The organism is Neotabrizicola sp. VNH66 (genome assembly GCF_049445895.1).
GTDB lineage: Bacteria > Pseudomonadota > Alphaproteobacteria > Rhodobacterales > Rhodobacteraceae > Pseudogemmobacter.
Genome location: NZ_JBMSDW010000003.1, coordinates 323,817 through 340,608, shown reverse-complemented (window position 1 = coordinate 340,608; position 16,792 = coordinate 323,817). Strand labels below are relative to the sequence as shown.

Genomic DNA, 16,792 nt, shown 5'->3' with positions numbered 1-16,792 from the left:
CAGGCGGTTCCGGCTTAGACGCCGGGGGCGCCGAATGCAATGAAAACCGGCATTGTGCGAACCCGGGGGATGTTGCGCCGGGAACGCTCGTCACGGTTGCAATTGCCCGCGACTGAACCACTATGGGTTTCAGGCCGAAAAATCGGGCACCAGCACGACGTTGCGCGTGTCGATGACCTTCTTTCCGGCGTGTTCAAAGTTCACGGTGACGCGGCCCCCGATATTGGACTGCACCTGTCCCAGACCCCAGTCCGGCTGTTCCGGATGACGGACGAACATGCCCGGCTCCAGCAGAGAATTCAGTGAAAAAGACACCCGGAGGCCCCTTATGAGTGAAAAACCCGATCTTGCCGCCCTTATCGGATCGCGCATCTGCCACGATCTTATCAGCCCGATCGGCGCCATCGGCAACGGTGTTGAACTGATGATGATGGATCGTGCCAGCGCAAGCCCCGAACTGGCGCTGATCGCCGAAAGCGTGGCCAGCGCTAATGCGCGCATCCGGTTCTTCCGGGTGGCTTTCGGGGCCGCGGGATCGGACCAGCGCATCGCCCGCAGCGAGGTGGTGCAGGTCCTGACCGACATGACCCGCGGCGGGCGGTTGCAGATCGACTGGCAAAGTCCGGTGGAACTGCCCCGGCGCGAGGTGAAGCTGGCCTTCCTGCTGCTGCAATGCCTTGAGACGGCCATGGCCTGGGGCGGGCGCATTCGCATCACCCGCAGCGAGCCCGGCTGGACCATGGACGCCGCCGCCGCCCGGCTGAAGATCGACCCCGCCCTGTGGGAGGTGCTGACCGAACCGCATGCCCCGCCCGAAATCGGCGCGGGTCAGGTGCATTTCGCGCTGGTCCCGGGCGAGCTGCAGGCCCAGTCCCGCCGGTTGATGGCCGATGTGAAGGCCGACAGCATCCGCCTGACGTTCTGAACGGGGCGCCCCGGAAGGCGCCCCTGCCCATTCGCTGCCCTAGCCCTGATTGTCGGGCTGGGCACGCACCCTTTGCCGCCCCAGACGGGTGATGCGGTAAGGCGCCCCGCCCCGGCTGGAAATCAGCCCGCGGCGGCGCAGGCGGTGGAACAGCGGCAGCGTCACCCCGTCCAGCACAGCGCCGTCATGGGTGAAGCACAGGATTTCCGCGATACGGCCGCGGTCGTCAAAGAAATGGCGGATCTGGCCGCCAAGCGCCAGCACATGCAGAACCCTTTGTTCTGCCTTCGAGATATTCATGGGGTAAGTCCGGATATGCGTCAGCAGATTCCCGCACGCCATCAAGCGTGGCGGGACATTCACGACGCCCGAAGCACAGGGGCGTCAGCGGCTGGACGCAATCTCAGACATAAACTCTCCGACAGGGCGCAGTGACGCCCTGCCCGCAGAGATAGGCAAAACCGGCAGGCGCGGCAAGCCCCGCCCTAGCGCACCTTCAGCGTGGCAAGGCCGATCATCGCAAGGATCAGACTGATGATCCAGAACCGGATCACGATCTGCGGCTCGGCCCACCCCTTCTTTTCAAAGTGGTGGTGGATCGGCGCCATCAGGAAGATGCGTTTCTTGGTGCGCTTGTAATAGGCCACCTGAATGATGACCGACAAAGCCTCGACCACGAAAAGGCCGCCGACGATGGCCAGAACGATCTCGTGCTTGGTGCAGACCGCCATCGCGCCCAGAGCGCCGCCCAGGGCCAGCGATCCGGTGTCGCCCATGAACACCGCAGCCGGCGGCGCATTATACCACAGGAAGCCCAGCCCCCCGCCCACGAGGGCCGAGGTGATCACCAGAAGCTCCCCCGTGCCCGGCACGAAATGGACGCCCAGATACTGGGTGTAGTTCGAATTGCCGACCACATAGGCGATGACGCCCAGAGTGGTGGCAGCAATCATCACCGGCATGATGGCCAGCCCGTCCAGCCCGTCGGTGAGGTTTACCGCATTGGCGGCGCCCACGATCACGATCATGCCGAAGGGCACGAAGAAGACGCCAAGGTTCAGCAGCGCATCCTTGAAGAACGGGAAGGCCAGTTCGTTGCGCAGCGCCTCGGGGTGGAACTGGGTGGCCGCAAAAGAGGCCAGCGCCGCGATCAGAAGCCCCAGCAGGAACCGCACCCGGGACGAAACGCCCTTGGTGTTCTGCTTGGTGACCTTGGCGTAATCGTCGGCAAAGCCGATCAGGCCAAAGCCCAGCGTCACCAGAATCACGATCCAGACATAGGGATTGTCCAGCCGCGCCCACAGAAGCGTGGACACCATCAGCGCCGACAGGATCAGAAGGCCGCCCATCGTGGGGGTGCCCGCCTTGGCGAAATGGCTTTGCGGGCCATCGTCACGGATCGGCTGACCCTTGCCCTGCTTCCGTCGCAGAAAGTCAATGAGCGGGCGCCCGAAGATGAAACCGAAGACCAGCGCGGTCACGAAAGCGGCGCCTGCCCGGAAGGTGATGTAGCGGAACAGGTTGAAGACGTCGCCGCCGTCAGAGAATTCGGTCAGCCAATACAACATTCAGTGCGTTCCTTCGTTTCCCGGCCCCGCAGGACAGCCGGCGCCTTCACCGCCGGGCGCGGCTTGGCTGAGTTTGCGCAGCGCGTCAACGACCAGACTGACCTTCGAGCTTTTGGAGCCTTTGACCAGCAGGATATCGCCCGCGTCGAACAGGGTGGGGGCACGGGCGGCCAGCTCGGGCGCGGTCTCGACCCAGTCGCCGCGTTGTGCCCGGGGCAGCGCCTCATAAAGCGCGCGCATCCGGGGGCCGACGCAATGCACGGTGGTCACCGCAGAAAGGCCCGGGTGGCGGGCCACGGCGGCGTGCAGCTCCATCTCGCGCTCCCCCAGTTCCAGCATATCGCCCAGAATGGCGATGCGACGCCCGCCGCCCACGCGGCCCACCCCGTCGACCGGCCGGGCGGCGATCAGCACATCCAGCGCGGCCGCCAGCGAGGCGGGATTGGCGTTGAACGCATCGTCGATCAGGTCGAAGAAGGTTTCCTCCACCAGATCCAGCACGATCCGTTCGCGCGTGCCGCGGCCCGCGGGGGGGGCCCAGCGGCCGATGTCATGCGCGGCCATGACCGGATCAGCGCCAAGCGCCGCGGCGGCAGCCAGTGCGCCAAGCGCGTTCATGGCGAAATGCCGCCCCGGAGAGGCGACCTTGAAGAGAAGCGGCTGCCCGTCCCGCGTGGCGCGGACCACGGTGGTCTCGTCCGCCAGCCGTGCCTCGTCCAGATGCCATGCCGCACCCGGGCTGGCACCGAAATCGACGATTGTGGCGCCCGCCTCGGTGGCCAGATGGCGCAGAAGGGGCGTGGAGGGCAGATCGGCATTGATGACTGCCGTGCCGCCGGGGGTGAGCCCCTCGAAAATCGCGCCCTTTTCGCGGGCGATCTCCTCGACCGAGGGGAAGGCCGCCAGATGCGCCGCGGCCACGGTGGTGATCAGCGCCACATGCGGCGCGGCCATCCGGGCCAGTGGCGCAATCTCTCCGGGGTGGTTCATGCCGATCTCGATGACGGCAAAGTCGACATCCGCAGGCAGGCGCGCCAGCGTCAGCGGCACGCCCCAGTGGTTGTTGTAGCTGGCTTCGGCCGCATGGACCTGCCCCTGCCCGGCCAGAATGGCCCGCAGCATCTCTTTGGTGGAGGTCTTGCCCGCCGATCCGGTGACGCCGACCACCTTTGCGCGGCTGCGCGCGCGCGCGGCCCGGCCCATCGCCTCCAGCGCGGTCAGTACATCGGAGACGACCAGAAGCGGGGCATCGGCGGAGACGCCTTCGGGGATGCGCGAGACGAGGGCCGCTCCGGCCCCTTTGGCCAGCGCCTGCGCCACGAAATCATGGCCGTCGCGGATGTCCTTCAGCGCCACGAACAGGTCGCCGGGCTTCAGGCTGCGGGTGTCGATGGAAACGCCGGTGGCGGCCCACTCCGTGGTGGCACGTCCGCCAGTGGCGGCAGCGGCCTCGGCCGCGGTCCAGAGCGGGGTCATAGGACGGTCCTTTGCAGCTGGCGGCGCAGGCGGGGGTTTTGCACCCCCGCCCCCCCGCAGGATATTTCTGAACAGATGAAAAGGGCAGCTACGGCCATCAGATCACCCCGTCCAGCGCAGCCACGGCGATGGAGGCCTGTTCGGCATCGTCGAAGGGGAAGACGTCGCCCTTGATGATCTGGCCCGACTCGTGACCCTTGCCCGCGATCAGCAGCGCATCGCCCGGTTGCAGCGCATCGACGGCGCGCAGGATCGCCTCGGCCCGGTCGCCCACCTCATTCGCCTCGGGGCAGGCGGCACGGATGGCGGCGCGGATGGCCGCGGGCTCTTCGCTGCGGGGGTTGTCGTCGGTGACATAAAGCACATCGGCATTTTCACGCGCGGCGGCGCCCATCAGCGGGCGCTTCGTGCGGTCGCGGTCGCCGCCCGCGCCGAAGACGATGACGATGCGGCCCATCACATGCGGGCGCAGGGCGCGCAAAGCGGTGGCGATGGCATCGGGCGTATGGGCGTAATCCACGAAGACCGAAGCACCGTTCCGCCGCGTCGCCACATGCTGCATGCGGCCCCGCACACCCCTGAGCTGCGGCAGCGTGGCCAGCACCGCCTCGGGCGCGTCGCCGCAGGCGATGGCAAGCCCCGCGGCCACGGCCACATTCTCGGCCTGAAAGCCGCCGATCAGGTTCAGCCGGGTCTGGAACGGGCGGCCCTGCCAGAGGAAGCGCACCTCCTGTCCGGTGGCATCGGGGCGGATCGCGGCGATGCGCAGATCGGCGCGGTCGCCCTGCCCCACCGATAGGACCGGCAGGCCGCGTTCCGCCGCCAGCCGCCCCATCTCTGGCCCCATGGCGCCGTCAAGGTTCACCACGGCCACGGCCTCTTCGGGCAGGAGGCGGGTGAAGAGCCCGGCCTTGGCCTGAAAATAGGCCTCCATCGTGCCGTGATAGTCCAGATGGTCCTGCGTCAGATTGGTGAACCCCGCCGCGCGCAGCCGAACCCCGTCCAGCCGGCGCTGGTCAAGACCGTGAGAGGAGGCCTCCATCGCGGCATGGGTGACACCCGCCGCCGCGGCTTCGGCCAGCATTTTCTGCAGCGTCACCGGATCGGGCGTCGTATGGGCCGAAGGGGCGGCCCAGTCGCCTTCGACCCCGGTGGTACCGATGTTAATGGCGGCATGGCCAAGTGCCTGCCAGATCTGGCGGGTGAAGGTCGCGACCGAGGTCTTGCCATTGGTGCCCGTCACCGCGGCCATCACCGCAGGCTGCGCGCCGAACCACAAAGCCGCGGCATAGGCCAAAGCCTCGCGCGGGTCATCGACCACCACCAGCGCGGTCTCCGACAGGCCAAGCGCCTCGGAGGCGATCACCGCGCCCATCGGATCGGTCAGGATGGCGGCGGCGCCTGCGTCAAGGACCGCGCGGGCGAATTCGGCGCCGTGGCGGGTGCTTCCGGGCAAAGCCGCGAACAGGAAACCGGGCCGCACGGCCCGGCTGTCCGCGGTCAGGCCGGTCAGCAGCGGGTCGCGCCCCTGCCGGGCCGACAGCCCCAGTGCCGACAGGTTCTTTGCGACGCCCATCTCATCCCCCGGGTCAGTTCCGCGCGGCTGTTAGCGCAGTTTGGGGGGCGGGTTCAACCACGGGGCGCAGGCCGAGGAGCGGGGCGATGCGGCGGATGACCTCGGCCGCGACGGGGACCGCGGTCCAGCCGGCGGTGCGGCGCGGGATCGGCCCCATGGTATTCACCGGCTCGTCCAGCGTGACGATAACCACATAGCGCGGGTTCGACGCGGGGAACATCGAGGCGAAGGTATTGATCACCTTGTCCTTGTAATAGCCGCCGGAGCGTTTCGGCTTGTCCGCGGTGCCGGTCTTGCCGCCGACCTCATAGCCCGGAACCTCGGCCATCGAGGCGGTGCCGTGGGTGACCACGCCACGCAGCATGGCGCGGGCATCGGCGGAAACCTGCTCGGACATCACACGGACGCCGCGGGCGGGGCCGTTCTGCTTGATCAGCGTGGGTTTCACATAGATGCCGCCGTTCGCAATCGCCGCATAGGCCGCGGCAAGGTGCATCGGGCTGGCCGACATGCCATGGCCGTAAGAGGTGGTGATCGTCACGATCTCGGGCCATTTCTTCGGGATCAGCGGCTTTGCCCCCGGCGCCTCGATCAGTTCCAGCGGCAGCGGATCGAAGAAGCCCAGCGATTTGAGGAAGGCCTGCTGGCGCAGCGGCCCGATCATCAGCGCGATATGCGCGGTGCCCACGTTGGAGGATTTTGCAATCACATCGGTGACCGACAGGAGGGGGCCGTAGTTCTTGCCCTCGAATTCCTTGATCTTGTGCTTGCCCCATTGCATGGGCGCGTTGGCATCGACCATCGTGTCGGGGCCGACCAGCCCCAGCTCCATCGCCTGTGCCGCCGCGAAGATCTTGAAGGTGGAGCCCAGTTCATAGACCCCCTGCACCGCCCGGTTGAAGAGCGGGCTGTCCGAGGCTTCGGCATCCTTGCTGACCAGCGGCACCGGCCGGTCGTTCGGGTCGAAGGTCGGGGCCGAGGCCAGCGCAATCAGTTCGCCCGTCCGCACATCCATGATGATGGCCGCGCCGCCCTTGGCGTTCATCATGGTGATGCCCGCGCCCAGAATCTCTTCGACCGCGGCCTGAACCGACAGATCGATCGACAGTTCCAGCGGCTGGCCCGCCTGTGCGGGATCGCGCAGCCGCGCATCCATTGCCTTTTCAATCCCCGCGGTGCCGATGACCTCGGCCGAATGCACGCCCTCGGCGCCGAAGGAATAGCCGCCCAACACATGGGCCAGAAGCGGGCCGTTCGGATAAAGCCGCATCTCGCGCGGGCCGAACAGCAGGCCCGGATCGCCGATCTCATGCACCTTCTGCATCTGCTCGGGCGACAGGACCTTGCGCACCCAGACAAAACGGCGGCCATCGGTGAAGCGGCGTTCCAGATCGGCGGCGTTCAGTTCTGGGAAGATCGCGGCCAGCTTCTGTGCCGATCCCTTGGGGTCCACCATATCCAGCGGATGGGCGTAAAGCGCATAGGTGGTCATGTTGGTGGCCAGAATCCGGCCATTGCGGTCCACGATATCTGCCCGCTGCGCCACGATCTCGGCCCCCGGGGCCGAGGCCACCGGCTCCACCGGCTCAGAGGCGGCAAGGTGGCCCATGCGCACACCGATGGTCAGATAGGCACAACCGAAGGCCACCGCCATCAGGCCCAGACGCGCCGCAGCGCGGCCTTGGGTCTTTTCGCGCTGAACCTCATGGCGCAGCGCAAGATTCTCGCGTTCGATCAGATCGGGGTTCTGGCCCTGCTGGCGGGCGGAAAGGATGCGGGCAAGCGGGCGAAGCGGGGTGCGCATGAGTTACAGTCCCTCCTCATCTGTGGTGGCGGCTGTGGATTCGATGGCGTTCAGCCCGCCTTGGGTATCGACCGGACCTTCGATGGCGGGAATTTCCGGGACCGGCCAGGCCACGTCCGAGGCCGAACCGAACTGGCCCGGCTCCATCGGCAGAAGGCCAAGCGCGTCGAAGTTCAGGTTGACCAGTTCGCGCAGACGGTCGGGGCGGTTCAGATAGGCCCATTCGGCCTTCTGCACTGACAGGCCTTCGCGCAGATCGGCGATCTCGCGCTGAAGGGCCCGCACCTCGCGCAGCGCGGTCTGGGTCGCGTAATTCTCGCGATAGGCCCAGAAGCCCAATGCGATCAGCGCAAGGAAGGACAGGACATAAAGCACGGGGCGCATCAGCGTCGTCCTTTCTGGGCAAGCCGGGGCAGACCCAGCGACACGGGATCTGCGGGCCGGGCCGGGGCGGCGGTCCGTTCGGCCACCCGCAACTTGGCCGAGCGGGCGCGCGGATTGGCCCCCATCTCCTCGGCGTCGGGTCCGATGGCTTTCTTCGACAGCAAGGTGAACCGCGCCTCGGCCTTTTGCGTGGCGGGGGCATAGCGGTTCGCCGCCGGCTCTGCCCCGCTGGCCTGTTGCAGGAACCGTTTCACGATCCGGTCCTCAAGGCTGTGGAAGGTCACCACCGCCAGCCGCCCGCCCGGTTTCAGCGCACGCTCTGCCGCCGACAGGCCCTCGGCCAGCTGGTCGAATTCCGCATTCACCGCGATGCGCAGCGCCTGAAAGCTGCGGGTCGCCGGGTGGCTTTCGCCGAATTTCGGCCGCGGCAGGCATTTCGACACGATCTCGGCCAGCCGCAGCGTGGTGGTGATCGCCTCGGCCTTGCGCGCCTCGACGATCGCACGGGCAATCCGGCGCGAGGCGCGTTCTTCGCCATAAAGATACAGGATGTCGGCCAGCACGGATTCGTCGGCGGTGTTGACCAGATCGGCGGCGCTTTCGCCGTCCTGGCTCATCCGCATGTCCAGCGGGCCATCCTTCTGGAAGGAAAACCCGCGCTCTGCCCGGTCCAGCTGCATGGAGGACACGCCAAGGTCCAGCACCACGCCATCCACCGCCTCTCCGGCCAGCTCGTCCATGTCCGAAAAGGTGCCGAGCCGCAGTTCGATCCCCGGCACGCCGCCGATCCATCCCGCGGCCATCTCATGCGCCAGCGGATCGCGGTCGATGCCGATGACACGGGCGGCCCCGGCGGCGATCAGGCCACGGGCATAGCCCCCTGCCCCGAAGGTGCCGTCGATCCAGACCCCCTCAACGGGCGAAACGGCCGCAATCAGCGGCCGCAGCAGGACGGGAACATGAGGGTCGCGCGCAGGTGCGGGATCTGGCGGGGCGGCCATCGTCACGCCCCCTTGGCCGCACGGCCGACCAGCGCCAGCGGATCGACGCCGTCGTCATCATCGTCGTCGTCATCCTCGTTTTCGGCGTCATAGACATCGCGACGATAAAGCCGGAAGCGGTTAGTCGTGCCCGCATAGGCCACTTCCCCGCCCGAGGCGAAGTCCGGGCCGGTCAGGCCGATCTTCTCACGCACTTTGGGGGGCAGCACGAACCGGCCATCCGGCTCGATCTCGACCATGACAGAGCGGCTGATCAGGTCACGCTCGGCCCGGTCGCGGGCCTTGGACCCGATTTCCATGGCTTCGATCTGGGCGGCCAGCGCATCGGCCCCCGCCTTGGAATAGCCCTCAACGTAATTGCGGTTCTTGCCGCCGTAGACGAGGTAAACACGGGGACGGGCGGGATCGGTCCGGTCAGGATCATCGGCGAGGAGGATCTGGCGAAACGCAGCCGGCAGCGTCACGCGCTGCTTGCCGTCTACCTTCTGGTAGAATTCGCCTCTGAACGCCTCAGCCATCTGCCTTTCGGCCCTTTTCTCCCCGGGATGTTCCATGTGCGACCGGCGAAAAAGAAAAGGGCGGATCGGACTGCTGCCACTGTCCGATCCGCCGCTGTCCCATCGCTGGGCGTCCAGCTACGCGCGCCACCTTGGGGGAGATGTCTGCTCGCTCGCGCGCCGGATCTGTGTCGTCTGATGAATGGGGCTGCCTGTATGAAGCTGCCTATTTTTGCATTTTCGCCTTGTTCGGGGTCTTTCGCCGCCCCTCGCGTCTTGTCTGCCCCAGTCATCTTCCGTGAACAAGGGATGCCATGGGAGAACATGGGAAAGCAAGGGATTTTTTGGGCGGCGCAAACCGGATCTTGTTTGGAAAGAGGCTAAAATCCAGCATCTTGTGGTGCCCCCCTCACCTCACGCAGCAATTTCTAGCGATCACGGCGGCGTGAGCTTCTATATCTAGTGGTCACAAATTTTGCCCAGATCGTCCCATGGTTTCCCGAAAAGTTTCGGGATCCAGCCGTATCCGCCACTTACTCGGTTAAAATTCCGGCCAAACCGACCCGATCCTCACACAGATTCCGCCAGCCAGCCCGATTCTGCCCCGGATTTCCCGTGATTTCCCGCTCGCGGTGATTCGCGGCCGGTCGCTGTCCCGTGATTTCCCGTGTGCGACCCGGACCAATGCAAAACGCCCGCCCCGGAACCGGGAACGGGCGCTCACAGGTGGTCTCTTCGCAGGGCAGGATCAGGCCATGCCGCCCGCGATCAGGCGCTGCGCCAGCCGGGCGAAGGCCTCGGCCTCGGCCCCCTCGCCCGCCGCCACCGGCGTGCCCGCATCGCCCGCCAGCCGCACCTCCAGCGCCAAGGGCAGCTCGCCCAGGAACGGCAGATCCAGCCGCGCCGCCTCGGCCGCCACGCCGCCGTGACCGAAGATATGGCTTTCATGGCCGCAGTTCGGGCAGACGAAGCTGGACATGTTCTCGATCAGACCCAGAACCGGCACCTTGACCTTCTGGAACATGTCCAGCGCCTTGCGCGCATCCAGAAGCGCCACATCCTGCGGGGTGGAGACGACCAGCGCCCCGGTCAGCTGCGTCCGCTGCGCCAGAGTCAGCTGCACATCGCCCGTGCCCGGTGGCAGGTCGATCAGCAGGATGTCCAGCCGCCCCCATGCCACCTGCCCGAGCAGCTGTTGCAGCGCGCCCATCAGCATCGGGCCGCGCCAGACCACCGCCTCATCCTCTTTCAGCAGAAGGCCCATCGACATCATGGTCACGCCATGGGCCACAACCGGCTCGATGATCTTGCCGTCGGCACTGGCCGGGCGTTTCGACACGCCCATCATCTTGGCCTGACTGGGACCATATATATCGGCATCCAGCAGCCCGACCCGCCGACCCTGCCGCGCCAGCGCCACCGCCAGATTCGAGGCCACGGTGGATTTGCCCACGCCGCCCTTGCCCGAGCCGATGGCGATGATCCGGTCGATGCCTGACAGTTTCTGCGGCCCGCCCTGCTGCGGCGTCGGATGGCCGCCGATTTTCAGGCTGGGCGCAGGCGGCGCCTTGGCCGCCGGACCATGCGCCGTCATCACCACCTGCACCGCGGTCACCCCGGGAATCGCCCGGACCGCCGCCTCGGCCGCCGCCTGCGCCGGGCCCATCGCCCGGGCAGCATCGGCACTTTCCGCCTCGATCACAAAGCGCACGGTGCCGCCGTCAATCGTGAGGGCACGAATCAAATCGCGCGAGGTCAGCGTGCCGCCGCCGGGCAGCGAAATGCCCGAAAGGGCGCTGAGAATATCGTCGCGGGTGGCTTGCATGGCGGGTCTCTCCGGTTCCGCAGCAAAGAGGCGGCATTTTCCGGCCAAGAGCAAGAGATTGCCGTTACGTAAGTTTTCCATTTGATCAGAAATTCAGCAAACCCGCTGAATTCAATGACAGATTTTACAGTCAAAGCCATGCGATTGCTGCATGGCGGCATTGCGGACCCACCCCATTGTGCAGGTGCAGAAACTGCTCCATCTTGGGTTCAACGAAACGGCAATGACCGCCGGACGCAAGAAGAAGACAGAGGCAAGACGACAATGGCATACGCAACCAGCACCCGCACCGTTCCGGCCCGCATGGCCGGCTCGACGAACGGGATTTTCGCTCAGCTGGGCGCTGCGCTGGCCCGCCGCAGGCTTTACAGCCGCACGCTGGCAGAACTGCGTGAACTGAGCGACCGCGAACTGTCCGATCTGGGCATTTCGCGTCTCTCCATCGCCCGGGTCGCCCACGAAGCGGCCTACGGCAACTGAAGTTTCTCTTTGCTGGGTCCCTCTCCTCCTCCCTCGGGACCCTTGGCAAAAGCGGCGCCACCGCTCCTCCTCCCAGGTGGCGCCGCACCAGATCCTAAGGGCATCTTTGCCCTGACCCCTTCGGCGGCCCTCTCCTCCTCCCATGGGCCATCGAACCAGCGGCGATCCCCTCCTCCTCCCTGGGATCGCCGCACCCCATACCGGGCCTGATGGCCCAGAGTTTCGGTGGCTCCTCTCCTCCTCCCTGGAGACACCGGATTGCGCGGCAGCTCCTCTCCTCCTCCCTCGGAGCTGCCGCGCCCAAGTATACCGGACCTGCGGGTCCAGAGTTTCGGTGGCTCCTCTCCTCCTCCCTGGAGACACCGGATTGCGCGGCGGCTCCTCTCCTCCTCCCTCGGAACCGTCGCGCGCTCCTTTCTCACAATGCTGGACAACCCCTGCGCTTGCGCCTAGTCCCCGGGAAACACCCGGGGTTTTTGCATGCGCGCATCGCTGTTTTCCGCGGCCCTTGTCGCGGCGCTGGTCGGTTACGGATCGACCATCGCGCTGGTCCTGTCTGCCGCCGCCGCCGTGGGGGCCACCCCGGAGCAGACCGCCAGCTGGGTGCTGGCCATCTGTCTGGCCAAGGCCGCAGGTTCGGCCTTTCTGTCCTTCCGCCACAAGGTGCCCGTCGTGCTGGCCTGGTCCACCCCCGGCGCCGCGCTGGTGGCCGCGACCGAGGGCGTGACCATGGCGCAGGCCGTGGGGGCCTTCGTGCTGGCGGGTCTGCTGATCGCGCTGACCGGGGCGCTGCGCCCGCTGGGCCGGGCGGTGGCGCTGATTCCCGACGGGATTGCCGGGGGCATGTTGGCCGGGGTCCTGCTGCCCTTCTGCCTGCGCGGCACCGGCGCGGCCGAGGCGGCGCCGCTGATCGCGCTGCCGATGATAGCGGTCTTTGCGCTGGTGCGGCTGGTCAATCCGGCGATGGCGGTGCTGGCGGCGCTGGCCGTGGGTCTGACGCTGGCCTTCGGGGCGGGGCTGGCCGTCTTTCCCGTGCTGAGCCTGCCTTGGCCGGTGCTGACCTTCATCCCGCCGGACTGGAATCTTGGCGTGCTGATCGGTCTTGGCCTGCCGCTCTATCTGGTGACGATGGCGTCGCAGAATCTGCCGGGCTTCGCCACCATGCGCGCCGCGGGATATGAGCCGCCGGTGCGCCCCGCCCTTGGCGTGACCGGAGGGATTTCCGCGCTGGCAGGGCTGTTCGGCGCGCATACCGTGTCGATGGCAGCGATTACCGCGGCGATCTGCATGGGGCCGGATGTCCACCCCGACCGCGACCAGCGCTGGAAGGTGGGGCTGGCCTATGCGGCGGTCTGGGTCGCCCTTGGCCTGCTGGGTCCGGCTATCCTGACACTTTTGGCCGCGCTGCCGGGCGAGGTGATGGTGATTCTGGTGGCGCTTGCGCTGCTGGGGCCGCTGACCGGTGCGCTGGCCACCGGATTCGCGGTGCCCGCGCAACGCTTTGCCGCCACGCTGACGCTGGCGGTCACCGCCTCGGGTGTGGCGGTTCTGGGCGTGGGCGCCGCCTTCTGGGGCTTGCTGGCCGGTCTGGTCTTCCACGCGCTGGAGCGGGGCTGGGCGAGGTTGCGCGCACCTGCGGGCTGAAAAACGCGCCTCTTGCCGCCCGCCGGTGGCCTCTTTGCAGCGCCGGACCTATCGGCTGCGAGGACAGCCGAAGGCCGCGCGAGCCGCCCCCGACAAATCATCCAGCCAAGATTTCAGGGGCGCGCGGCCAGCACCAGACCACGGCATCATCGCTGCAAGGGGGGACCGCCGCCACAGGCGCGGCCTCACCGCTCAGAACGGAATGTCGTCGCCGATTTCCGCGGGCATGACGAATCGGGCGACGATCTTCTTCTCGCCCGCTTTGTCGAAACGGATGTCCAGCTTGTCGCCCTCGGCCCCGATCACGCGGCCATAGCCGAATTTGACGTGGAACACCCGGTCGCCAATGTCATAATCGCTTTCGCCACCGCTGTTGACCGCGCTGCCCATGCTTTCCCGCGGTTGCGCCATGGGCCGCGCGGATTGCCGGTCCTGCAGCCGCTTCCAGCCGGGAGAATTGTAGACATCGGCCTTGGTCGCCCGGTCCTCCAGCGCCGAACCGAAGCCGCCGCCATAGCCCGGCGCCGCGCCAAAGCCGTTCTGCAGCCCGGGCGGGGTCAGCACCTCGACATGGGCCACCGGCAATTCGTCGATGAACCGGCTGGGCAGCTGGCTTTGCCACTGGCCATAGACCCGGCGGTTCGACGCGAAGGAGATGGTGCAGAGTTCCTCGGCCCGGGTGATGCCGACATAGGCCAGCCGCCGTTCCTCCTCCAGCCCCTTCTGGCCGGATTCGTCCATGCTGCGCTGGCTGGGGAACAGCCCGTCTTCCCAGCCGGGCAGGAAAACCACCGGGAATTCCAGCCCCTTGGCCGCGTGCAGCGTCATCAGCGTGACCTTTTCGGTCGCATCCTCGCTGTCATTGTCCATGATCAGGCTGACATGTTCCAGAAAGCCCTGAAGGCTGTCGAACTGTTCCAGCGCCTTGACCAGTTCCTTCAGGTTGTCGAGCCGACCTTCCGCCTCGGGCGTCTTGTCGTTCTGCCACATCGAGACATAGCCCGATTCCTCCAGAATAACCTCGGCCAGCCGGACATGGGCATGGTCGGTGGCGGCGGGCGTATCGGGGAACAGGGGTTCGATGATCTGATCGGCCGGGGCCGGACGCACGGCGGCAATCGCCTCATGCCAGCGGTCCACCCCTTCGACAAAGGCGCGCAGCTGCGCCGCGCCCTTGCCACCGATGCCACCCCGCGCGACCAGAGACCGCGCGCCTTCCAGAAGGCTCATCCCCACCGAGCGCGCCTCGACCTGAATGTTCTGCACCGCCTTGTCGCCCAGTCCGCGCTTCGGCACGTTCACCACCCGCTCGAACGCCAGATCGTCGTCGGGGCTGACCGCCAGCCGGAAATAGGCCATCGCGTCGCGGATTTCCTGCCGTTCATAGAACCGCGGGCCGCCGATCACCCGATAGGGCAGGCCGATGGTCAGGAAGCGGTCCTCAAAGGCGCGCATCTGGTGGCTGGCGCGGACGAGGATCGCCTGCCCGTTCAGCGGCACCGGGGTCCAGCCGCGGGTGCCGCGCTGGATCGCCTCGATCTCTTCGCCGATCCAGCGCGCCTCTTCCTCGCCGTCCCAATGGCCGATCAGGCGGACCTTCTCGCCCTCTTTCAGATCGGTCCACAGCGTCTTGCCCAGACGGCCCGCATTGGCGGAAATCACCCCCGAAGCCGCCGCCAGAATATGCGGGGTAGAGCGGTAGTTCTGTTCCAGCCGGATGACCGTCGCGCCCGGAAAGTCCTTTTCGAACCGCAGGATATTGCCCACCTCGGCCCCGCGCCAGCCATAGATCGACTGGTCGTCGTCACCCACGCAGCAGATGTTGCGGTGCGCCTGCGCGAGCAGCCGCAGCCACAGATACTGGCAGACGTTGGTGTCCTGATATTCGTCCACAAGGATATAGCGGAACCAGCGCTGATACTGGGCCAGCACATCGTCGTGCTTGCGGAAGATTTCCACGCAATGCAGCAGCAGGTCACCGAAATCGCAGGCGTTCAGGGTGCGCAGACGCTCCTGATATTCGGCATAAAGCTCTGTGCCCACATTATTATAGGCCCCGGCTTCCGAGGACGGCACCTTGTCCGGCGTCCAGGCGCGGTTCTTCCAATGGTCGATGAAGCCTGCCAGCATCCGCGGCGGCCAGCGCTTGTCATCGATGTTGCGGGCCTGAATCAGCTGCTTCAGCAGCCGCAGCTGATCGTCGGTGTCCAGAATGGTGAAATTCGGCCGCAGCCCGGCCAGCTCGGCATGGCGGCGCAGGATTTTCACACTCAGCGAGTGGAAGGTGCCCATCCACGGCAGGCCCTCGGCCTGACCCAGCATGCGGGCCACCCGCTCCTTCATCTCGCGCGCGGCCTTGTTGGTGAAGGTCACCGCCAGAATCTCGTTCGACCGCGCCCTGCCCTGCATCAAAAGATGGACGATCCGCGCCGTCAGCGCCCGGGTCTTGCCGGTGCCCGCGCCCGCCAGCATCAGCACCGGACCGTCGGGGGCCAGCACCGCCTCGCGCTGTGCGGGGTTCAGCCCGTCCAGATAGGGCATCGGCCGCGCCGCCAGCGCGCGCGCGGACAGAGAGGCCGCGGCGGCGGCCTCGAATCCGTCATCGTCGGAAGGGTCGAAATGGCTCATCCCCGCAGTCTAGCGCCGCTGCGGGGCAAGGGAAAGCGTTGTTCTTCTATTGTTCACGGCCCGACGCGCGGGCTTTTGCCACCGCAGCGCGGATCGCCGCAGTCACTGCCGGACCGAAGCCCGCCGTTTCGGCCGCATCCAGCCCGGCGGCGGTAATGCCACGGTAGCCCTGCATGGTGGCGAGCACGGTCTCCGCCTCCTCGACCCGCAGCCCGGCCGCCGCGCCGTTGACCACCGCCGCCACCGCGGGGCGGGCCAGATGCGGGGGCAACCCGGCCTCCGCCGCCGCGGCCAGCAGGGCCTGCGCCAGCAGCGCGGGATAGGCCGGGCCGGAGCCGGACAGCGCGGTCAGAATGTCGATCTGATCCTCGGTCTCCACCCGCGCTTCGTCACCGATGGCGGACAGAAGGTGACGGACCAGCGCCGCATCCTCCCCTCCCACATCGCCCAGCCACGGCGTCCAGGACCGCCCCTCGGGCGCGGCGCCGTTGGGCATGGCGCGCACGATCCGCGCCTCAGGCGCCAAGGCGGCCAGATGGGCAATGCGGTGCACGGCCATGAAGGAGATCAGCAGCCGGTTGCCGGGCACGAATCCGGGCAGCGGAAAATCCTCGGGCCGGGTGGACAGGACGACGGGGCCGGACAGCGCCAGAAGGTCGGCCATGTCGCGTGCCCAGACCACCGGAAACCCGTCATAAGCGGGCTGCGGGCCAGAGCGGTTCAGCAGCACCAGCCGGTCGGCAGGCCAGCCGCGGCGCAAGAGGTTCAGCCCCAGCCCCTGCCCCAGCCAGCCGGTGGCACCGACAATGCCCAAGGGGGCGGCATGCAGATCGGGTCCCTGTGTCATGCCCCGACCCTGCGCCGAAGCCGCGGCCCATGCAACACGGGCCTTTGCCACGGCCCTGCCCGATAACTTTGCAGCGGCAAAACTCTGCCTGAATATTTCGCAAACTTTGCATTTCTATGACATGGCCGCCCTTGCGC

At 67.0% G+C, this 16,792-nt stretch carries 15 protein-coding genes; 3 read left to right on the top strand and 12 right to left on the bottom strand.

Annotated features, from left to right (window positions below; translation table 11 throughout):
- Positions 1-129: 129 nt before the first annotated feature.
- The gene (locus ACO2Q5_RS06420) at positions 130-279 is read right to left on the bottom strand and encodes a DUF3553 domain-containing protein (RefSeq protein ID WP_423289081.1); all 150 of its coding nucleotides are present in this window, start codon (positions 277-279) and stop codon (positions 130-132) included.
- Between the two features lie 49 nt (positions 280-328).
- Between ACO2Q5_RS06420 and ACO2Q5_RS06415 the strand changes: the two genes are divergently transcribed.
- Positions 329-925: a histidine phosphotransferase family protein gene (locus ACO2Q5_RS06415; protein WP_423289079.1), complete on the top strand. Its 597-nt coding sequence runs from the start codon at positions 329-331 to the stop codon at positions 923-925.
- 39 nt (positions 926-964) lie between these two features.
- Here the strand turns inward: ACO2Q5_RS06415 and ACO2Q5_RS06410 are convergent, their stop codons facing one another.
- From ACO2Q5_RS06410 to ACO2Q5_RS06370, 9 genes are all read right to left on the bottom strand, one after another.
- A complete protein-coding gene (locus ACO2Q5_RS06410; RefSeq protein WP_423289077.1) occupies positions 965-1,225 on the bottom strand; it encodes a YjhX family toxin in 261 nt (86 codons plus the stop codon).
- A gap of 185 nt (positions 1,226-1,410) precedes the next feature.
- A complete protein-coding gene (mraY, locus tag ACO2Q5_RS06405; RefSeq protein WP_423289075.1) occupies positions 1,411-2,493 on the bottom strand; it encodes a phospho-N-acetylmuramoyl-pentapeptide-transferase in 1,083 nt (360 codons plus the stop codon).
- Positions 2,494-3,969, bottom strand: a complete 1,476-nt coding sequence (locus ACO2Q5_RS06400) for a UDP-N-acetylmuramoyl-tripeptide--D-alanyl-D-alanine ligase (RefSeq protein WP_423289073.1) — start codon at positions 3,967-3,969, stop codon at positions 2,494-2,496. It abuts the gene before it with no gap.
- Positions 3,970-4,066: 97 nt separating this feature from the next.
- On the bottom strand, positions 4,067-5,545 hold the full coding sequence (locus ACO2Q5_RS06395; protein ID WP_423289071.1) for a UDP-N-acetylmuramoyl-L-alanyl-D-glutamate--2,6-diaminopimelate ligase: 1,479 nt from the start codon (positions 5,543-5,545) through the stop codon (positions 4,067-4,069).
- 13 nt (positions 5,546-5,558) lie between these two features.
- Positions 5,559-7,349 (bottom strand): peptidoglycan D,D-transpeptidase FtsI family protein, encoded by a 1,791-nt coding sequence (locus ACO2Q5_RS06390; protein ID WP_423289069.1) that lies wholly within the window; start codon positions 7,347-7,349, stop codon positions 5,559-5,561.
- A 3-nt stretch (positions 7,350-7,352) separates the two neighbouring features.
- Entirely contained in the window at positions 7,353-7,733 is a 381-nt protein-coding gene (gene ftsL / locus ACO2Q5_RS06385; RefSeq protein ID WP_423289067.1) for a cell division protein FtsL, read from the bottom strand.
- Positions 7,733-8,734, bottom strand: a complete 1,002-nt coding sequence (gene rsmH / locus ACO2Q5_RS06380) for a 16S rRNA (cytosine(1402)-N(4))-methyltransferase RsmH (protein WP_423289065.1) — start codon at positions 8,732-8,734, stop codon at positions 7,733-7,735. The genes ftsL and rsmH overlap by 1 nt, the downstream gene beginning before the upstream one ends.
- Positions 8,735-8,736: 2 nt before the next feature.
- The gene (locus ACO2Q5_RS06375; RefSeq protein WP_423289063.1) at positions 8,737-9,252 is read right to left on the bottom strand and encodes a division/cell wall cluster transcriptional repressor MraZ; all 516 of its coding nucleotides are present in this window, start codon (positions 9,250-9,252) and stop codon (positions 8,737-8,739) included.
- Between the two features lie 727 nt (positions 9,253-9,979).
- Positions 9,980-11,056, bottom strand: a complete 1,077-nt coding sequence (locus tag ACO2Q5_RS06370; RefSeq protein WP_423289061.1) for a P-loop NTPase — start codon at positions 11,054-11,056, stop codon at positions 9,980-9,982.
- Positions 11,057-11,320: 264 nt separating this feature from the next.
- Here ACO2Q5_RS06370 and ACO2Q5_RS06365 point away from each other — a divergent pair, with 264 nt between their 5' ends.
- Both ACO2Q5_RS06365 and ACO2Q5_RS06360 read left to right on the top strand, forming a co-directional pair.
- Positions 11,321-11,536 (top strand): DUF1127 domain-containing protein, encoded by a 216-nt coding sequence (locus ACO2Q5_RS06365; RefSeq protein WP_423289059.1) that lies wholly within the window; start codon positions 11,321-11,323, stop codon positions 11,534-11,536.
- 480 nt (positions 11,537-12,016) lie between these two features.
- On the top strand, positions 12,017-13,180 hold the full coding sequence (locus tag ACO2Q5_RS06360; protein WP_423289057.1) for a benzoate/H(+) symporter BenE family transporter: 1,164 nt from the start codon (positions 12,017-12,019) through the stop codon (positions 13,178-13,180).
- Between the two features lie 192 nt (positions 13,181-13,372).
- Here the strand turns inward: ACO2Q5_RS06360 and ACO2Q5_RS06355 are convergent, their stop codons facing one another.
- Complete coding sequence (locus ACO2Q5_RS06355; protein ID WP_423289055.1) at positions 13,373-15,808, bottom strand: ATP-dependent helicase; 2,436 nt, start codon at positions 15,806-15,808, stop codon at positions 13,373-13,375.
- Between the two features lie 46 nt (positions 15,809-15,854).
- The gene (locus ACO2Q5_RS06350) at positions 15,855-16,655 is read right to left on the bottom strand and encodes a pyrroline-5-carboxylate reductase family protein (RefSeq protein ID WP_423289053.1); all 801 of its coding nucleotides are present in this window, start codon (positions 16,653-16,655) and stop codon (positions 15,855-15,857) included.
- Positions 16,656-16,792: the final 137 nt, after the last annotated feature.